16 protein-coding genes are annotated in these 14,826 nt (G+C 68.5%); 5 read left to right on the top strand and 11 right to left on the bottom strand.

Going from position 1 to position 14,826, the window contains the following annotated elements; all coding sequences use genetic code 11:
• Window positions 1–17: 17 nt before the first annotated feature.
• Complete coding sequence (locus tag ACREYQ_RS01800; RefSeq protein ID WP_432260340.1) at window positions 18–527, bottom strand: DUF2244 domain-containing protein; 510 nt, start codon at window positions 525–527, stop codon at window positions 18–20.
• A gap of 269 nt (window positions 528–796) precedes the next feature.
• Complete coding sequence (locus ACREYQ_RS01795) at window positions 797–1,759, bottom strand: methyltransferase domain-containing protein (RefSeq protein ID WP_432259101.1); 963 nt, start codon at window positions 1,757–1,759, stop codon at window positions 797–799.
• On the opposite strand from ACREYQ_RS01795, the gene ACREYQ_RS01790 reads away from it, so the two are divergent.
• Together ACREYQ_RS01790 and trmL are read left to right on the top strand one after the other, a co-directional pair.
• Window positions 1,748–2,605, top strand: a complete 858-nt coding sequence (locus ACREYQ_RS01790; RefSeq protein WP_432259100.1) for a ComF family protein — start codon at window positions 1,748–1,750, stop codon at window positions 2,603–2,605. The two genes, ACREYQ_RS01795 and ACREYQ_RS01790, sit on opposite strands and share 12 nt — an antisense overlap.
• Before the next feature lie 85 nt (window positions 2,606–2,690).
• On the top strand, window positions 2,691–3,161 hold the full coding sequence (trmL, locus tag ACREYQ_RS01785; protein ID WP_432260339.1) for a tRNA (uridine(34)/cytosine(34)/5-carboxymethylaminomethyluridine(34)-2'-O)-methyltransferase TrmL: 471 nt from the start codon (window positions 2,691–2,693) through the stop codon (window positions 3,159–3,161).
• Between the two features lie 3 nt (window positions 3,162–3,164).
• On the opposite strand, the gene ACREYQ_RS01780 is transcribed toward trmL, so the two are convergent.
• The 5 genes from ACREYQ_RS01780 to ACREYQ_RS01760 all read right to left on the bottom strand — a co-directional run bounded on the left by ACREYQ_RS01780 (window position 3,165) and on the right by ACREYQ_RS01760 (window position 6,763).
• A complete protein-coding gene (locus tag ACREYQ_RS01780) occupies window positions 3,165–4,142 on the bottom strand; it encodes a Bug family tripartite tricarboxylate transporter substrate binding protein (protein ID WP_432259099.1) in 978 nt (325 codons plus the stop codon).
• A gap of 37 nt (window positions 4,143–4,179) precedes the next feature.
• A complete protein-coding gene (locus ACREYQ_RS01775) occupies window positions 4,180–5,196 on the bottom strand; it encodes an NAD(P)H-dependent glycerol-3-phosphate dehydrogenase (RefSeq protein WP_432259098.1) in 1,017 nt (338 codons plus the stop codon).
• 104 nt (window positions 5,197–5,300) lie between these two features.
• On the bottom strand, window positions 5,301–5,819 hold the full coding sequence (secB, locus tag ACREYQ_RS01770) for a protein-export chaperone SecB (protein WP_432259097.1): 519 nt from the start codon (window positions 5,817–5,819) through the stop codon (window positions 5,301–5,303).
• A 191-nt stretch (window positions 5,820–6,010) separates the two neighbouring features.
• Window positions 6,011–6,268 carry a glutaredoxin 3 gene (gene grxC, locus ACREYQ_RS01765; protein ID WP_432259096.1) on the bottom strand — a complete coding sequence of 86 codons (258 nt, stop codon included), beginning with the start codon at window positions 6,266–6,268 and terminating at the stop codon, window positions 6,011–6,013.
• Window positions 6,269–6,349: 81 nt separating this feature from the next.
• Window positions 6,350–6,763: a rhodanese-like domain-containing protein gene (locus ACREYQ_RS01760; protein ID WP_078195149.1), complete on the bottom strand. Its 414-nt coding sequence runs from the start codon at window positions 6,761–6,763 to the stop codon at window positions 6,350–6,352.
• A 188-nt stretch (window positions 6,764–6,951) separates the two neighbouring features.
• Between ACREYQ_RS01760 and gpmA the strand changes: the two genes are divergently transcribed.
• The 3 genes from gpmA (at window position 6,952) to ACREYQ_RS01745 (ending at window position 10,522) form a co-directional block, all read left to right on the top strand.
• Window positions 6,952–7,698, top strand: coding sequence for a 2,3-diphosphoglycerate-dependent phosphoglycerate mutase (gpmA, locus tag ACREYQ_RS01755; protein ID WP_432259095.1), 747 nt, complete (start codon window positions 6,952–6,954; stop codon window positions 7,696–7,698).
• Between the two features lie 194 nt (window positions 7,699–7,892).
• Window positions 7,893–9,494: a S41 family peptidase gene (locus ACREYQ_RS01750; RefSeq protein ID WP_432259094.1), complete on the top strand. Its 1,602-nt coding sequence runs from the start codon at window positions 7,893–7,895 to the stop codon at window positions 9,492–9,494.
• Window positions 9,495–9,757: 263 nt separating this feature from the next.
• Entirely contained in the window at window positions 9,758–10,522 is a 765-nt protein-coding gene (locus ACREYQ_RS01745) for a HesA/MoeB/ThiF family protein (RefSeq protein WP_432259093.1), read from the top strand.
• Window positions 10,523–10,531: 9 nt separating this feature from the next.
• Here the strand turns inward: ACREYQ_RS01745 and mnmH are convergent, their stop codons facing one another.
• The 4 genes from mnmH to ptsP all read right to left on the bottom strand — a co-directional run bounded on the left by mnmH (window position 10,532) and on the right by ptsP (window position 14,819).
• Window positions 10,532–11,632 (bottom strand): tRNA 2-selenouridine(34) synthase MnmH, encoded by a 1,101-nt coding sequence (gene mnmH, locus ACREYQ_RS01740; RefSeq protein ID WP_432259092.1) that lies wholly within the window; start codon window positions 11,630–11,632, stop codon window positions 10,532–10,534.
• A 288-nt stretch (window positions 11,633–11,920) separates the two neighbouring features.
• Entirely contained in the window at window positions 11,921–12,400 is a 480-nt protein-coding gene (bfr, locus tag ACREYQ_RS01735; protein WP_115686677.1) for a bacterioferritin, read from the bottom strand.
• Between the two features lie 126 nt (window positions 12,401–12,526).
• The gene (locus ACREYQ_RS01730) at window positions 12,527–12,832 is read right to left on the bottom strand and encodes a (2Fe-2S)-binding protein (RefSeq protein ID WP_432259091.1); all 306 of its coding nucleotides are present in this window, start codon (window positions 12,830–12,832) and stop codon (window positions 12,527–12,529) included.
• Between the two features lie 214 nt (window positions 12,833–13,046).
• On the bottom strand, window positions 13,047–14,819 hold the full coding sequence (gene ptsP / locus ACREYQ_RS01725) for a phosphoenolpyruvate--protein phosphotransferase (RefSeq protein ID WP_432259090.1): 1,773 nt from the start codon (window positions 14,817–14,819) through the stop codon (window positions 13,047–13,049).
• Window positions 14,820–14,826 lie beyond the last annotated feature (7 nt).

The following is a 14,826-nucleotide window of genomic DNA, read 5'->3' as shown; positions in this document are numbered from 1 at the left end:
GCCGCTCCCGCCGCCTCTCAGAGGCAGCGCAAGGCCGCTGCGAGCTCCTGCGCGAACTTGCGTCGCCGGTACGGGTCCACGTAACACCCCACCTGTACCGCACGCACGCCCGAGCGCAGCGTCACCAGCGCTCGGAACGATTCACCCAGTTCGATCCGCACCCAGCACGGATTGAATTCCTGGCGCGTCACCCGTCCGGCGCTGGCTGTCTCCACGACCAGCGTGCCGTCGGTGATGCTGACGCGCTCATAGTCTGTCGCATGGCGCGCATACACAAGCAGGGCGATCCCCAGTCCGATCAGCTCGATGCTGGCAAACGGCAGCACGAGCCACGACCCTTGCCACGCAAAAAACAACGCGATGGCAAGCGAAACCGTGAGGATCGAGAGGTAAAACCAGCCGACCTGGCGTGGACTCAGCGAGCAATTCCGCTTCATCAGCCAGTCGTGGGGCGAGGAGGGAGGTCCGTCGAGATTTCCGCCGGAGTCACCACCTGCCGTCTGGAATGCGATACCCAAGTCTTGCATCGCCAACCACTCTGCATCGGATGCACACCCGGGACGATGGCGTCCGGACCGCACAGTGCGTGCAAACCAGGACGTTCTTGTGCCAGGGGACCACTGCGACAAACTGGCGCATTATAGGGCGCTTCCCATACACGGACAAGGGCGCGCCTTGACCGCAAGGCTTGCGCGCCGCTCGATTCTGTGCATTGGCAAGAGCCCGACCATCGCCCTGCCCGCCGCGCCGGCGCTATGTTTGCGGCAATCCCGCTCCGGCGCAAGTTAACTCTGTTTTAACTCGCGCGGCGCGGTCTTGCACGCCCGATCTGGTCCAGCGGCACCACCGCGCGGCCCTGGTCGTCGACTGCCTGGCCGCCGCGCGGCGCCAGCTTCCATGCGTGGCCATAGACGATCTCGAAGGTCAGCGGGATCACGCCGTCGGGGTTGCGCCGCCGCTCCAGCGCCCGGCTCAGCGCCTGATACCAGCCGCGGCCGCGCAGGCCCTGCGGCAGCGCCCCGGCCGGCCCGCGCAGGCCGCCGAAGGCCTGCACCTCGCGCAGCAGCGTGGCAGGCGACTCGTAGGTCACGGTCACGGCCTCCATGTCCATCACCGGGGTGGACCAGCCGCTGTGCACCAGCATGTCGCCGATGTCGTGCATGTCGACAAAGCGCAACGTATGGGGCAGATCGTCGACCTCGGCAAAGGCCGCGCGCAGCTCCTTCAGGGTATCCGGGCCGAACAGCGAGAACAGCACCAGCCCTTCGTCGCGCGCCACGCGGTGCCACTCCGGGAACACGCGGTGCGGCTCCGGATGCCAGTGCAGCGCCAGGTTGGACCACAGCAGGTCGAAGCTCGCGGGCGCAAAAGGCAATGTGGCAAGATCGCCCTGGACCAGGTCGAACAGCGGCCGCTTGCCCAGCATGCGGCCGATCCAGCCGGGCCGGCGCTGCGGGTCGCGCTGGCCGGCCTCGGCCAGCATCGCGCCGGAGATGTCCAGGCCGGCAATCTGCGCATCCGGAAAGCGGGCGCGCAGCCCGGCCAGGCCCTGGCCGTGGCCGCAGCCGATATCCAGCGCGCGCTGCGGCGCCAGGCGGATCACTTCCATGCGCTCCTGCATGCGGCGGCCGATCTCGCCCAGCAGGAACTCCAGCTGGCCGAAGCCGCGGCTGCGCCGGTCGAAGGCGAGCCGGGTCAGGCGCGCGGGCGGCAGGAAGGCATCAGGGCCAGTGGAGGAATCGGCGGCATGCAGGGACACAGGCAGACAGGGCAGCAAGAAGACCAGGAAGCGGCGCGGGGACAGATACACGATCAGGCCCCGGCGCCGGACGAACGCGGCCGCCGCGCCCGATGGGCCGCGGCCGGACGGCAAGTATACGCGCGCGCCGCGCTGGCTGCCGGCGCCGCCGGCCGCGCGCTGGCCGGCGCCAGCGAACTGCTGCTGCCAAGTGCCTGCGCGCTGTGCGGGGCGGTGCAGCGGCAGGTGGTCTGCACAGCCTGCGCCGCCGACCTGCTGCGCCCGGTGCGGCGCTGCCCCGCCTGCGCGCTGGCGCTGGGGCGCCACTTCCACTGCCCGGCCTGCGCCGCGTCGCCGCCAGCCTTCGATCGCGCCTACACGCTGGGCGACTACGCTTCGCCGCAGGACCAGCTGGTGCTGGCGCTCAAGTTCGGCCACGCCCTGCCGCTGGCGGGCTGGCTCGCGGCCAGGCTGGCCGCCGGACTGCCAGGGGCCTGGGCCCGGGAAGGTGCGCCGGACCTGCTCGCGCCGATCCCGCTGTCGCCGCAGCGGCTGGCCGCGCGCGGCTTCAACCAGGCCTGGGAAATCGCGCGGCCGCTGGCGCGCCGCCTGGGCCTGCGCGCCGACCCGGTGCTGCTGCAGCGCCAGCGCGACACCGGCAGCCAGCGCGCGCTGGACCTGGCCGCCCGGCAGGTGAACCTGCGCGGCGCCTTCAGGCTGGCCCGCGCCGAGCGGCTGGACGGCCTGCACGTGGCGCTGGTCGACGATGTGATGACCTCCGGCGCAACCCTGCACGAGGCCGCCAGCGTGCTCAAGGCGCATGGCGCGGCACGGGTCAGCGTGATCGTCGCGCTGCGCACGCCGTAGTGCCCGGATGACAGGGGATGGTGCGCGCGGTAAGCTGCGCACCGTGTTGACGAAGGGCGCCATGCGCCCGCCATCCCCCTGCATCATGTTCAACGTCGTCCTGGTCGAACCGGAAATCCCGCCCAACACCGGCAATGTGATCCGCCTGTGCGCCAACACCGGCGCGCAGCTGCACCTGGTCAAACCCCTGGGTTTTCCGCTGGAAGACGCCCGCATGCGCCGCGCGGGACTGGATTACCACGAATACGCCACCATGCGCGTGCATGAAAGCTGGGACGCGCTGATGGCCAGCGAACAGCCCGACCCGACGCGCATGTTCGCGCTGACCACGCGCGGGTCGACGCCGTTCGGCCAGGTGGCGTTCCGGCCCGGCGACTGGTTCGTGTTCGGCTCCGAAACGCGCGGGCTGTCGCCGGAACGGCGCGAGTGGTTCCCGCCCGCGCAGCGCATCCGCCTGCCGATGCGCCCGGACAACCGCAGCCTGAACCTGTCGAACACCGTCGCCGTGGTGGTGTTCGAGGCGTGGCGCCAGAACGGGTTCGAGGGCGGCAACTGACGTCTACTCCGGCTGCACGCCGGCCGCGCGGATCACCTTGTCCCAGCGCGCTTTCTCGCTCACCATGGTCTGGCGCAGCGATGCCGGCGCGGTGCCGGCCGGCACAAAATATTGCGCGCGCATCTTGTCGCGCACGTCGGCGCTGCCGATGATCGCCACCAGTTCGCGGTAGAGCCGGTTGATCACCGCCTGCGGCGTACCAGCCGGCGCCAGCACCGCCTGCCAGGAAATCGCCTCGAAGCCCGGATAGCCGGACTCCGCCACTGTCGGCACCGACGGCAGCACGGCGGTGCGCCCCGTGGTGGTCACGGCCAGCATGCGCAGCTTGCCCGCGTTGACCTGCGGCATCGCGATCGCCGGCACCATGAAACCCGCCTGCACCTGCCCGCCCACCATCGCCGTGGTGATCTGCGGGAAGCCGGGATACGGCACGTGCTGCAGGTCGATGCCCGCCGCCGCCTTCAGTTGCTCCATCGCCAGGTGCGAGGCGCTGCCGTTGCCGGGGGAGCCATAGTTCAGTTCACCCGGCCTGGACCGTGCCAGCGCGACGAATTCGCGCAGGTTGTGCACCGGCAGCCGCGCATCCACCACCAGCACGTTGGGCGAAGTCGCGACCAGCGTAACCGGCGCCAGCTGGCGGAAGGGGTCGTAGTTCAGGTTGCGCGACAGCGTCGGCGCGGTCACCAGCGGGCCGTTGATGGTGAACAGCAGCGTATAGCCGTCGGGCGCGGCGCGCGCCACCATGCCGGTGCCGATATTGCCGCCGGCGCCCGGGCGATTCTCCACCAGCACCGGCTGGCCCAGCGCGGTGGCCAGCTTCTCGGTCACGATGCGCGCGATCAGGTCGGGCGAAGAGCCCGGCGGAAACGGCACCACCATGCGGATCGGCCGCGCGGGCCAGGGTTGGGCGAAGACACTGCCGGAAGTCCCGGCGGTGCAGGCGGCAGCCAGCGCGATCAGCGCTTGTCGTCGTGTGGGCATGCGGTGCGGAGGATCAGGTAGATAGGGGCGCGGGCGGTCATTCGTCGCGTGCGTCGCGCTGCAGCAGCTGCGCCACTGCATCGGCGGCGCTCAGCCCGTCGAACAGCACGGCGCAGACCGCGCGGGCGATCGGCATCTCGACGCCGTGGGTGGCGGCCAGCTCGGCCACCGCCTGGGCGCAGCGCACGCCCTCGGCGACATGCCCCAGACCGGCCAGGACCTGTTCCAGGCTCTGCCCCGCCGCCAGCTGCTGGCCGACCTTGCGGTTGCGCGACAGGTCGCCGGTGGCGGTCAGGATCAGGTCGCCCACGCCGGCCAGGCCCATGAAGGTCTCGACCCGGCCGCCCAGCGCCAGCCCCAGGCGCGTCATCTCGGCCAGCCCGCGGGTCACCAGCGCGGCGCGCGCGTTCAGGCCCAGGCCCAGCCCGTCGCTGGCGCCGGTGGCGATGGCCAGCACGTTCTTGACCGCCCCGCCGACCTCCACGCCGGTCAGGTCGTCGCTGCCGTAGATGCGCATCGCATGATGGTGGAATGCCGCCTGCACGCGATCGGCCAGCGACGGCTCATTGCCCGCCACGGTCAGCGCGCACGGCAGCCCCAGGGCCACCTCGCGCGCGAAGCTGGGGCCGGTCAGCACACCGTAGGCGAAGCCCTCGGTGCGCCCGGCGGCATCGAGCTCGGCCCGCACCATCTGGTGCGGCAGCAGGTGAGTGCCGGACTCGAAGCCCTTGCACAGCCACAGCATCGACACCGGCCTGCCGCCGCGCGTGGCCAGCCGGCGCGTCATCTCGCGCAGCCCCGCCACCGGCGTGGCCACCACCACGATGCCGTCCGGGTCGTCGGCGGCGTGCGCCACGGCCCGCTCGAAATCCGCCTGCACCGCCAGCCGTTCGGACAGCGTCACGCCGGGCAGGTAGGCGGCGTTCTCGCGCGTGGCCGCGATCGCGGCGAGCTGCGCGGGGTCGCGCCCCCACAGCACCACGTCGTTGGTGGCCGCCGCATGGCTGGCGAGGGCGGTGCCCCAGGCACCGGCGCCGAGGAAGGTCAGTTTCATGGCAGCTCGAACAGAAGATGGCGCAGAGGTTGACGCCACCCATGGTAGTCCAAAGTCAAAACGGGGCCGCAGCCCCGTTTCGATGATGGTTCAGTACGCCGGAATCAGTGGCGGGCCTGGCTGCCGTCGGGCATCACGATGCCGCTGTTGCCGCCTTGGGCACCCTGGGCTTCTTCCATGGCGGCCTGCAGGCGTTGCTCGTACAGCGCCTGGAAGTTGATTTCCGACAGGTGGATGGCCTGGAAGCCGGCGCGCGTGATCACGTCGGCGATATTGCCGCGCAGGTACGGGTACAGGATGGTCGGGCAGGCGATGCCCAGCAGCGGGTCCAGCTGCTCCGCCGGCACGTTGCGGATATCGAAGATGCCGGCCTGGTGCGCTTCCACCAGGAAGGCAACCTTGTCCTGCACCTTGGTCGTCACGGTGCCGGTCACCACCACTTCGAAGATCCCTTCCTGCAGCTGCGAAGCGCCGACGTTGACCTGTACTTCCACCGACGGGGCTTCCGATTCCAGGAAGATGCCGGGCGAGTTGGGCTGCTCCAGCGACATGTCTTTCAGGTAGACGCGCTGGATATTGAAGAACGGTTGATCGTCCTGCTGGGTGTTTTGCTGGTCGCTCATGAAAGGCTTCCGGGAGGATGGGCGTTGGGCGCTTCGGCTGCAGCCAGCAAGGCCGGCCGGTGCCCGGTTGGAAAACGCATATGGTACATGACGCGGGTGGTGAATTCACCCGAGCCGGGGGTGCGCCGGGGCCGGGCCGGCCCGGAATCAGACAATTCCCAGCAAAAGCCGGCGCAAGCGCAAGATCTGGCTCAGGCGGCCAGCAGCGGCACCAGGCCGCCCTGGCGGTCCAGCGCCGACAGGTCGTCGAAGCCGCCCACATGGGTCTCGTCGATGTAGATCTGCGGCACGGTGCGGCGCCCGGTACGGCTCATCATCTCCTCGCGCTTGCCGGGTTCGCGGTCGATCAGGACCTTCTCGATCGTTTCCACGCCCTTCGACTTGAGCAGGCGTTCAGCCATCTGGCAATACGGGCACACCACGGTGCTGTACATGACGACACGGGCCATGCGGGTTCTCCTTGAATGCAATGCGCGCGCCCCGCATGTGCGGGCCGCGCGCTGTGACGGATACGGCAGCGTTGCCGGTGCTTACTTCACCAGCGGCAGGCCTGCCTGCTGCCAGGCGGCGATGCCGCCCTCGAGCGCGTAGATCTCACTGTAACCGGCTTCTTTCAACGCTGCCTGGGCCTTGCCCGAGCGCTGGCCGTTCTGGCACACCACGATGATTGGGGCGGCCTTGTCCTTTGCAAGGCCGGCCGCGCGCGCGGGCAGGTCGGCAAGCGGCGCGCTCTTGGCTTGCGGCAGGTGACCCTTGGCATACTCGGCGGGCTCGCGGATGTCGACCACGACTGCGCCGCGCTTGTTGATCAGCTGGGTCGCGGCGGCCGTATTGACGGACTTGCCGCGGGTGCTGCGCGAGATCGCGGGCCAGGCCAGCAGGCCGCCCGAGACCACGGCAAGGGCGATCAGAGCGAGGTTGTTGTAGTCGGCGAAGAAATTCACGTTGGCATTCCGGTAGGTTGGGTCGGCGGCATTATAAAATACGCGGTTTGGCGTCCAGGCCCTGCCGTCGCATGGCCAGCCACCATTGTCGCCTGTCTGAGACATGAGATGTCCACAAAGGGCCCCTCGGCCCCCTCCAGGTGACGGCGCGGACGCATGCAGGTTACCTACTCTCTGGAAGCAGCAGCATGTACAAGCTTGTCCTCATCCGCCACGGCGAATCCACGTGGAACCTTGAAAACCGCTTTACCGGCTGGGTCGACGTCGACCTGACCGAGACCGGCGCCGGCCAGGCGCGCCAGGCCGGCAAGCTGCTCAAGGAGGCCGGCCTGGGCTTCGACGTGGCCTATACCTCGGTGCTCAAGCGCGCCATCCGCACGCTGTGGCACGTGCAGGATGAAATGGACCTGATGTGGATCCCGGTGCGCAACGAATGGCGCCTGAACGAGCGCCACTACGGCGCCCTCGCCGGCCTGAACAAGGCAGAAACGGCCGCCAGGTTTGGCGACGAGCAGGTGCTGGTGTGGCGCCGCAGCTATGACACGCCGCCGCCGGCGCTGGAGCCGGCCGATCCGCGTGCCTCGTACGACGATCCGCGCTACGCCAATGTGCCGCGCAACGAGATCCCGCTGACCGAATGCCTGAAGGACACGGTGGCCCGCGTGATGCCGCTGTGGAACGAATCCATCGTCCCCGACATCCAATCCGGCAAGCGCGTGGTCATTGCCGCCCATGGCAACAGCATCCGCGCGCTGGTGAAGTACCTGGACCAGATTTCGGATGACGATATCGTCGGACTCAATATCCCCAACGGCACCCCGCTCGTCTATGAGCTGGACGCCGAACTGCGCCCCCTGCGCCACTACTACCTGGGTGACCAGGACGCCATCGCCGCCTCGCTGGCGGCCGTGGCCAGCCAGGGCAAGGCACGCTGAAAGCCGCCGGGGTGGCCGCCCGCAGATGTGCGGCCGCCCACCCTGAGCCGGGACGGGACAGGCCCGTTTCTCCACTCGCACTTATACTGTCGGACAAACCGCTGTCGGACAAACCGCCCGGCGCCGGGCGGCCGCAGCCGGCATAATCCCCATACCGTACACCAGTACTTCCAGTACACGTTCAGGCAGCCCTCATGCGCAAGACGCTCAAGAACATCAGCCTAGTTTCTGTCGGCCTCGTCGCCGGCGTGCTCGCCACGCTGCAGATCTCGGCGACCGCCCAGAATTCATCGGGGCCCCTGCCGCTGGACCAGCTGCGGCTGATGGCCGATATCTTCGGGCAGATCAAGCGCGAGTACGTGGAGCCCGTCGATGACAAAAAGCTGCTGACCGAAGCCATCAAGGGCATGGTCGCCAGCCTCGACCCGCACTCGGCCTACCTCGACGAAAAAGACTTCAAGGAACTGCAGGAAGGCACGCGCGGGCGCTTTGCCGGCCTGGGCATCGAGATCTCGCAGGAAGAAGGCCTGGTCAAGGTGATCAACCCGATCGAGGACACCCCTGCCTTCCGCGCCGGCATCCAGCCGGGCGACCTGATCACCCGCATCGACGACAAGCCCGTGCGCGGCCTGCCGCTGGAGCAGGCGGTCAAGCGCATGCGCGGCGAGCCCGGCACCAAGGTCACGCTGACCATCTACCGCAAGAGCGAGGAACGCACCTTCCCGGTCTCGATCACGCGCGCCGAGATCCGCGTGCAGTCGGTCAAGGCCAAGATGCTGGACAACAATATCGGCTGGGTGCGCCTGACCAGCTTCCAGGAGCGCACCGTCTCCGACCTGGCCCGCAAGCTGGCCGAGCTGGCGCAGAAGAGCCCCAACATGAAGGGCCTGGTGCTGGACCTGCGCAATAACGGCGGCGGCGTGCTGCAGGGCGCGGTCGGCGTGGCCGCGGCGTTCCTGCCGGACGACGCCACCGTGGTGTCCACCAACGGCCAGGTGCCCGATGCCAAGCGCGTCTACAAGGCGTCGTTCAACAACTACCGCCTGTCGTCGCTGGAAGAGGATCCGCTCAAGGACCTGCCCGCGCTCTACAAGAAGATCCCGATGGTGGTGCTGACCAACGCCTACTCGGCCTCGGCCTCGGAGATCGTGGCCGGCGCGCTGCAGGACCACCACCGCGCGCTGCTCATGGGCAAGACCACCTTCGGCAAGGGCTCGGTGCAGACCGTGCGCCCGCTGACCAACGATACCGGCATCAAGCTGACCATCGCGTACTACTACACGCCGAGCGGCAAGTCGATCCAGGCCAAGGGCATCCGCCCGGATATCCCGGTCGACCAGAACCCCGAAGGCGATCCGGACGACGCGCTGATCACGCGCGAGATCGACACCGAGCGCCACCTGCACAACAAGCAGGAATCGGAAGAGCCGGAAATGACCGAGCGCGAGCAGCGCCGGGTGGAAGAACTGCGCCGCCTGGAAGAAGAGAACGCAAAGAAGACGCCGGAAGAGCGCGAGAAGGACCGCCGCAAGAAGCCGGTGGAGTTCGGCACTGCCGACGACTTCATGCTGCAGCAGGCCATCGCCCAGCTCAACGGGCAACCGGTCAAGCGCTCCAAGTCGAAGCTGGAGACCAACCCGCCGGCCGACAACGGCAAGGCGGCGAAGCCGTCCGCCAAGAGCGGTGCCAAGGGCGCCAGCGCACCGGCGGCCAAGCCGGCGGCCCCGGCCAAGCAGCCGCCGGCCAGCGCGCCGATCGGCGAGCCGCTGGGCACGCCGACGGGCAAGGCACCCTGAAGGCCTGAGTCCTGAATCAGGCTGCCGGTTTGCTCCCCTCTCCCGCTTGCGGGAGAGGGGCAGGGGGTGAGGGCAGAGGCGTCAATGGCTGAGGCCTGTGGGTTAAAACCGTTGGCCCCGCTTGATGTGGCTCCTGGCTAAACCACCCCTCACCCCGGCCCTCTCCCCATGAGGGAGAGGGAGAACACCTTGCTTGGGCTAGCTCGGGCGGCTTTGGAGCCTCCGACACCGCCCTCCTCTTCGCGCTCGCAGAAGGATCGACCATGAGTGACGACGGCCTCAACGACGAACAACTGCTGCGCTACTCGCGCCACATCCTGCTCGACGAGCTCGGCATCGAGGGCCAGCGGCGCCTGCTGGCCGGGCATGCGCTGGTGATCGGCGCCGGCGGCCTGGGCGCGGCCGCGCTGCCCTTCCTGGCCTCGGCCGGCGTGGGCCGCATCACCATTGTCGACAACGATGAGGTCGACCTGACCAACCTGCAGCGCCAGATCATCCACACCACCGCCAACGTGGGCCGGCCCAAGGTGGATTCGGCGCGCGAAGGCATGCTGCGCATCAACCCCGGGCTGGAGATCGTCACGGTGCCCGCGCGCGTGGGCGATGCGGAGCTGGACCAGCTCGTCGCCACGGCTGACGTGGTGCTGGACTGCTGCGACAACTTCGCCACGCGCCAGGCGGTCAACCGCGCCTGCGTGCGCCACAAGGTGCCGCTGGTGTCGGGTGCGGCGCTGCGCTTCGACGGGCAGATCAGCGTGTTCGACCGGCGCCGGCCGGACGCGCCCTGCTACGCCTGCCTGTTCCCGCCGGCCGAACCCGCGCCGGAAGTGGCCTGCGCCACCATGGGCGTGTTCGCGCCGCTGGTCGGCATGGTCGGCACGGTGCAGGCGGCCGAGGCGCTCAAGCTGCTCGCCGGCGTCGGCGACAGCCTGGCGGGCCGGCTGCTGATGGTCAATGCGCTGTCGATGGAATGGACCACGATGCGGCTGGCGCGCACACCGGATTGCCCGGTCTGCGGCAGCCACTGAGCCGGCCGGCTAGGCCTGCGCCGTGTGTGTCCGCAGCCAGTCGGTGACGGCGGCGCGGTCGCCGCGGAAAACGATGCGCGCCTCGCGCTTCTCGCGCTGGAAGGCATACATCGGATCGTAGTACTCGCGCAGCAGCACCTCGATCCAGCCGCGATGCAGCGCCAGCTCGCCGTGCTCCGCCTGCCGCGCCAGCGCCTGGTCCAGCAGCGCTGACAGCTTGCCGTAGCGGGCGCCGCCCAGGCGCGGCGCAATCGCGGCCATGGCGTCGCGCAGGCGCGCGGCATAGGCTTCGAAACCTTCGGCACTGCCCGTCTCGGCGATGAACTCGGCCGCCAGCCCCTCCACGTAGTCCCGCAGCACGCGCTCCACGCGTTGCTCGAAGGACGCTTCCAGCCAAACCAGCGGGCTGGCCTGCATGCGCTGCGACAGCACCTGCGGCACGTCGCGGCTGCCGATGAAGCGGCCCTCGTCCTCCACCACCAGCGCGCGCCAGCCTGCGTCAATATGCCGCAGCATGTCGATCGCCAGTGCGTTCTCGAAGCCGATCTGCGGCGGCTGTGCCAGCGCGCGCCGGCCGAAGGCCGAGCCGCGGTGCCGCGCATGGCCTTCCAGGTCGATCGCGGCAGGCACGTCGGCCAGCACATCGGTCTTGCCGGTGCCGGTCAGGCCGCCGAGCACGAACCACTGCTGCTGTGCCGCCGATGTATCGATGGTCTCGATCAGGAAGCCGCGCATGGCCTTGTAGCCGCCGGTCACGCGCGGATAGTCGATACCCGCCGCATGCAGCCACTGTTGCACCAGCTGCGAGCGCAGCCCGCCGCGGAAGCAATACAGGTAGCCGTCCGGATGCGCGCGCGCAAACTCGGCCCAGGCTGCGATCCGCGCCGCCTTGCGCAGCCCCGACACCAGCTGGTGGCCCAGCTCGATCGCCGCCTGCTGGCCCTTCTGCGCATAGCACAGGCCCACCTCATGGCGCTCGGCATCATCCATCAGCGGCAGGTTGACCGCGCCGGGGAACGCCCCGTGCGCGAACTCCAGCGGCGCGCGCACGTCCAGCATGGCCACGCCGCTGAGGAACAGGGTGCGGAAATCCGAGGTGTCAGGACGCATCACTGGATCTCTACGGCCAGGATCATGTGGAGCACGTTCGGGAAAATCTTGCAGCCGCAGCCTGTGCCATGGCTGTACTGCGTCAGGCGGATGGGACCGGTCATGTCATGGGTTCCGCGCGGCGCCCTGGCGGGTCAGGAGCCATTGCCCCGCCAGCGACGCCTGGATGAAGACAGGAATTGGAATGAGAAGGGTTACTGCAAATCGTCAAACGTTGTGGCAGCGCAGGATAGCGCCGCGCGCTGGGGCGGACCGCCCGTCACGGGCGGCCACGCCGGAGACGGCGGCTTATTGCTCGCCGGGCTCCATCTGCGACTGCAGGTAGTTCTGCAGCCCGACCTTGTCGATCAGGTCCAGCTGCGTTTCCAGGTATTCGATATGTTCCTCGGTATCAGTGAGGATATCGACCAGGATTTCGCGGCTCACGTAATCGCCGACCGATTCGCAGTAGGCAATGCCTTCCTTGACGGTCGTGTGCGCGGTCTGTTCCAGCTTCAGGTCGCACTTGAGCATCTCGGGCGTGTCTTCGCCGAGCAGCAGCTTGTGCAGGTCCTGCAGGTTGGGCAGGCCGTCCAGCATCAGGATGCGTTCGATCAGGCGGTCGGCGTGCTTCATCTCGCCGATCGATTCCTTGTACTCCACCTCGCCGAGCTTCTTCAGGCCCCAGTGGCGATACATGCGGGCGTGCAGGAAATACTGGTTGATCGCGGTCAGCTCGTTCTTGAGCTGGGCGTTCAGATGCTGGATGACCTTCTTGTCACCTTTCATTGGCGGCTCCTGTTGCATCGGGCCCGCGCAAAAACACGAAACGGCGCCAAAGGCGCCGTGCAGTCAGTGAAAAAGTGAAAAGCGCAAAAGCGCGCCGTGAACCGGATCTTCAGTTCATGGGCGCGTTCAGGCCACCAGCGCCTTGCGCTGGTCGTTCGCGACTGCCGGGTCCCGAGTGTCCATTATGGTACATGGGCCCGCAGCCGAACAGGAAGAAATCTCCACAACCTGGATATTGGCGAGCGTCGCCACAGTGACGTTACGCACCGCTGCCACGCCTTCCTGCAACACCTGCTGCGCACACTCGCGGCAGCGGCCACAGCACGTGCCGACGCCGAGCGTTTCAGCCAGTTCGTCGAGGGTTTCGACGCCCAGGTGCGCGGCACCGTGAATCTCACGATCGGTGATCTGGTTGCAGATGCAGACGTACACAAGTCCCTCCGTTGGGGCGCGGGACACCGGCATGTCCTCGCGAATGAACGTCAGAATATCAGAGATCAATAATGATAACAATTCCCATTAAGGCACATGGGGCAAGGTCGGGTGAACGTCACAGGACACAAAAAGAAGGCGGCTGGCGCAGCACTTCTCAACCGCAAGAAGTGCCGCGTCAGCCGCCTGCCAGGCTCAGAAAACCCTGATGTCATCAGGGTCGTGCGATCTGCCGCAGGGCTGCGGCCTGCTCCTCGGGATCGTAGGCCTGCAGGACCTGGTCGACCAGCGGCTCGAGCTGCTCGCAGTGGGCGTGCAGGATCTCCTGCTTGACCCGCAGCAGCTGCGCCGGGTGCATCGAGAACTCGCGCAGCCCCATGCCCAGCAACAGCCGGGTCATCGACGGGTCGCCCGCCATCTCGCCGCACACCGCCACCGGCACGCCGGCGCGGTTGGCGTCACGGATGGTGCGCGCCACCAGCTGCAGCACCGCCGGGTGCAGCGGGTCAAACAGGTGCGCCACCGCGTTGTCGGCGCGGTCGATGGCCAGCGTGTACTGGATCAGGTCATTGGTGCCGATGGACAGGAAGTCCATCTTGCGCAGGAACAGCGGCAGCAGCAGCACCGCCGCCGGGATCTCGATCATCGCGCCGACCTTCATGCCGGGGTCGTACGGCTCGCCGCGCTCGTCGAGCTGGCGCTTGGCCTTGGCGATCAGCGCCAGGGTCTGGTCGATCTCGCTGGCATGCGCCAGCATCGGCACCAGCAGCCGCACCGGGCCGAAGGCCGAGGCGCGCAGCAGCGCGCGCAGCTGGGTCAGGAACATGCCCGGCTCGGACAGCGACCAGCGGATCGCGCGCAGGCCCAGCGCCGGGTTCAGCGCGGTCTCGAAATCATCGCCGCGGCCGTCGCCGCGCGCGTCGAGCGGCTTGTCGGCGCCGATATCGATGGTGCGGATGGTGACCGGCAGCCCGTGCATGGCATCGACCGCGCCGCGGTAGGCCAGGAACTGCTCGTCCTCGCCCGGCAGCTCATCGCGCCGGTTCATGAACAGGAACTCCGAGCGGAACAGGCCCACGCCGACCGCGCCGGCGGCCAGCGCCGCGCCGGCGTCCTCGGACATCTCGATATTGGCCAGCAGTTCGATCTCGATCCCGTCCAGCGTCACCGCCGGGGTATGCCGCAAGCGCTGCAGGCGCTTCTTCTCGAGCACGCGCTCGCTCTGCCGGTGACGGTATTCCTCGAGGATGATGGCGGTCGGGTCGACGATCACCAGCCCGGCATCGCCGTCGATGATGATCCAGTCGTCCTGGCGGATCAGCTCGCTCGCGCTCTGGACCCCGACCGCGGCCGGGATGTCCAGGCTGCGCGCGACGATGGCGGTATGCGAGGTGCGCCCGCCCATGTCGGTGACAAAGCCGTGGAAGACCGTGTGGCGGAACTGCAGCATGTCGGCGGGGGCGATGTCGTGGGCCACCACGATCACGCCGGGCGCGGCCTCGCCGTCGGCGGCCAGCGCCGGCACCGGCGCGGGCACCAGCACCGGGGCGCCGGCCAGCGCCTTCAGGATGCGCTCCACCACCTGCCGGATATCGGCCTTGCGCTCGCGCAGGTATTCGTCCTCGATTTCGTCGAACTGGCGCATCAGTTCTTCGAGGCGCGTGGTCAGTGCCCACTCGGCGTTGTAGCGCCGGCCCCGGATCAGGGCCTCGGGCTCGCGCGCGAGCGCCTCGTCGTCGAGGATCATCGCGTGCACGTCCAGGAAGGCGCCCATCTCTTCGGGCGCCTCGCGCGGCAGGTCGCGCTTGAGCGCGGCCAGTTCCGCGCGCACCGCGGCGCGCGCGGCGCGCAGCCGTTCGACCTCGGCGTCGAGCTGGTCTTCATCGACCAGGTAGTGCGACACGTCCAGCGCCGCGGGCGCAAGCAGGTGCGCGCGCCCGATGGCGACGCCGCGCGAGACCGGGATGCCGTGCAGGGCGAAAGGCATGTACCGC

Source organism: Cupriavidus sp. TMH.W2 (assembly GCF_050847365.1).
Classification (GTDB): Bacteria; Pseudomonadota; Gammaproteobacteria; order Burkholderiales; family Burkholderiaceae; genus Cupriavidus.
The sequence above is the reverse complement of the archived record's forward strand: the minus strand, read 5'-3'. Positions and strand labels throughout refer to the sequence as shown.

Bases quoted from the DNA above. Each gene is read 5' to 3' on its own strand.
- bfr (WP_115686677.1), bottom strand. From the start codon at position 12,400: ATGAAAGGTGACAAGAAGGTCATCCAGCATCTGAACGCCCAGCTCAAG.
- gpmA (WP_432259095.1), top strand. From the start codon at position 6,952: ATGTACAAGCTTGTCCTCATCCGCCACGGCGAATCCACGTGGAACCTT.
- ptsP (WP_432259090.1), bottom strand. From the start codon at position 14,819: ATGCCTTTCGCCCTGCACGGCATCCCGGTCTCGCGCGGCGTCGCCATC.
- ACREYQ_RS01780 (WP_432259099.1), bottom strand. From the start codon at position 4,142: ATGCCCACACGACGACAAGCGCTGATCGCGCTGGCTGCCGCCTGCACC.
- ACREYQ_RS01800 (WP_432260340.1), bottom strand. From the start codon at position 527: ATGCAAGACTTGGGTATCGCATTCCAGACGGCAGGTGGTGACTCCGGC.
- ACREYQ_RS01775 (WP_432259098.1), bottom strand. From the start codon at position 5,196: ATGAAACTGACCTTCCTCGGCGCCGGTGCCTGGGGCACCGCCCTCGCC.
- ACREYQ_RS01790 (WP_432259100.1), top strand. From the start codon at position 1,748: ATGCAGGGACACAGGCAGACAGGGCAGCAAGAAGACCAGGAAGCGGCG.
- ACREYQ_RS01745 (WP_432259093.1), top strand. From the start codon at position 9,758: ATGAGTGACGACGGCCTCAACGACGAACAACTGCTGCGCTACTCGCGC.
- secB (WP_432259097.1), bottom strand. From the start codon at position 5,819: ATGAGCGACCAGCAAAACACCCAGCAGGACGATCAACCGTTCTTCAAT.
- mnmH (WP_432259092.1), bottom strand. From the start codon at position 11,632: ATGCGTCCTGACACCTCGGATTTCCGCACCCTGTTCCTCAGCGGCGTG.
- grxC (WP_432259096.1), bottom strand. From the start codon at position 6,268: ATGGCCCGTGTCGTCATGTACAGCACCGTGGTGTGCCCGTATTGCCAG.
- trmL (WP_432260339.1), top strand. From the start codon at position 2,691: ATGTTCAACGTCGTCCTGGTCGAACCGGAAATCCCGCCCAACACCGGC.
- ACREYQ_RS01750 (WP_432259094.1), top strand. From the start codon at position 7,893: ATGCGCAAGACGCTCAAGAACATCAGCCTAGTTTCTGTCGGCCTCGTC.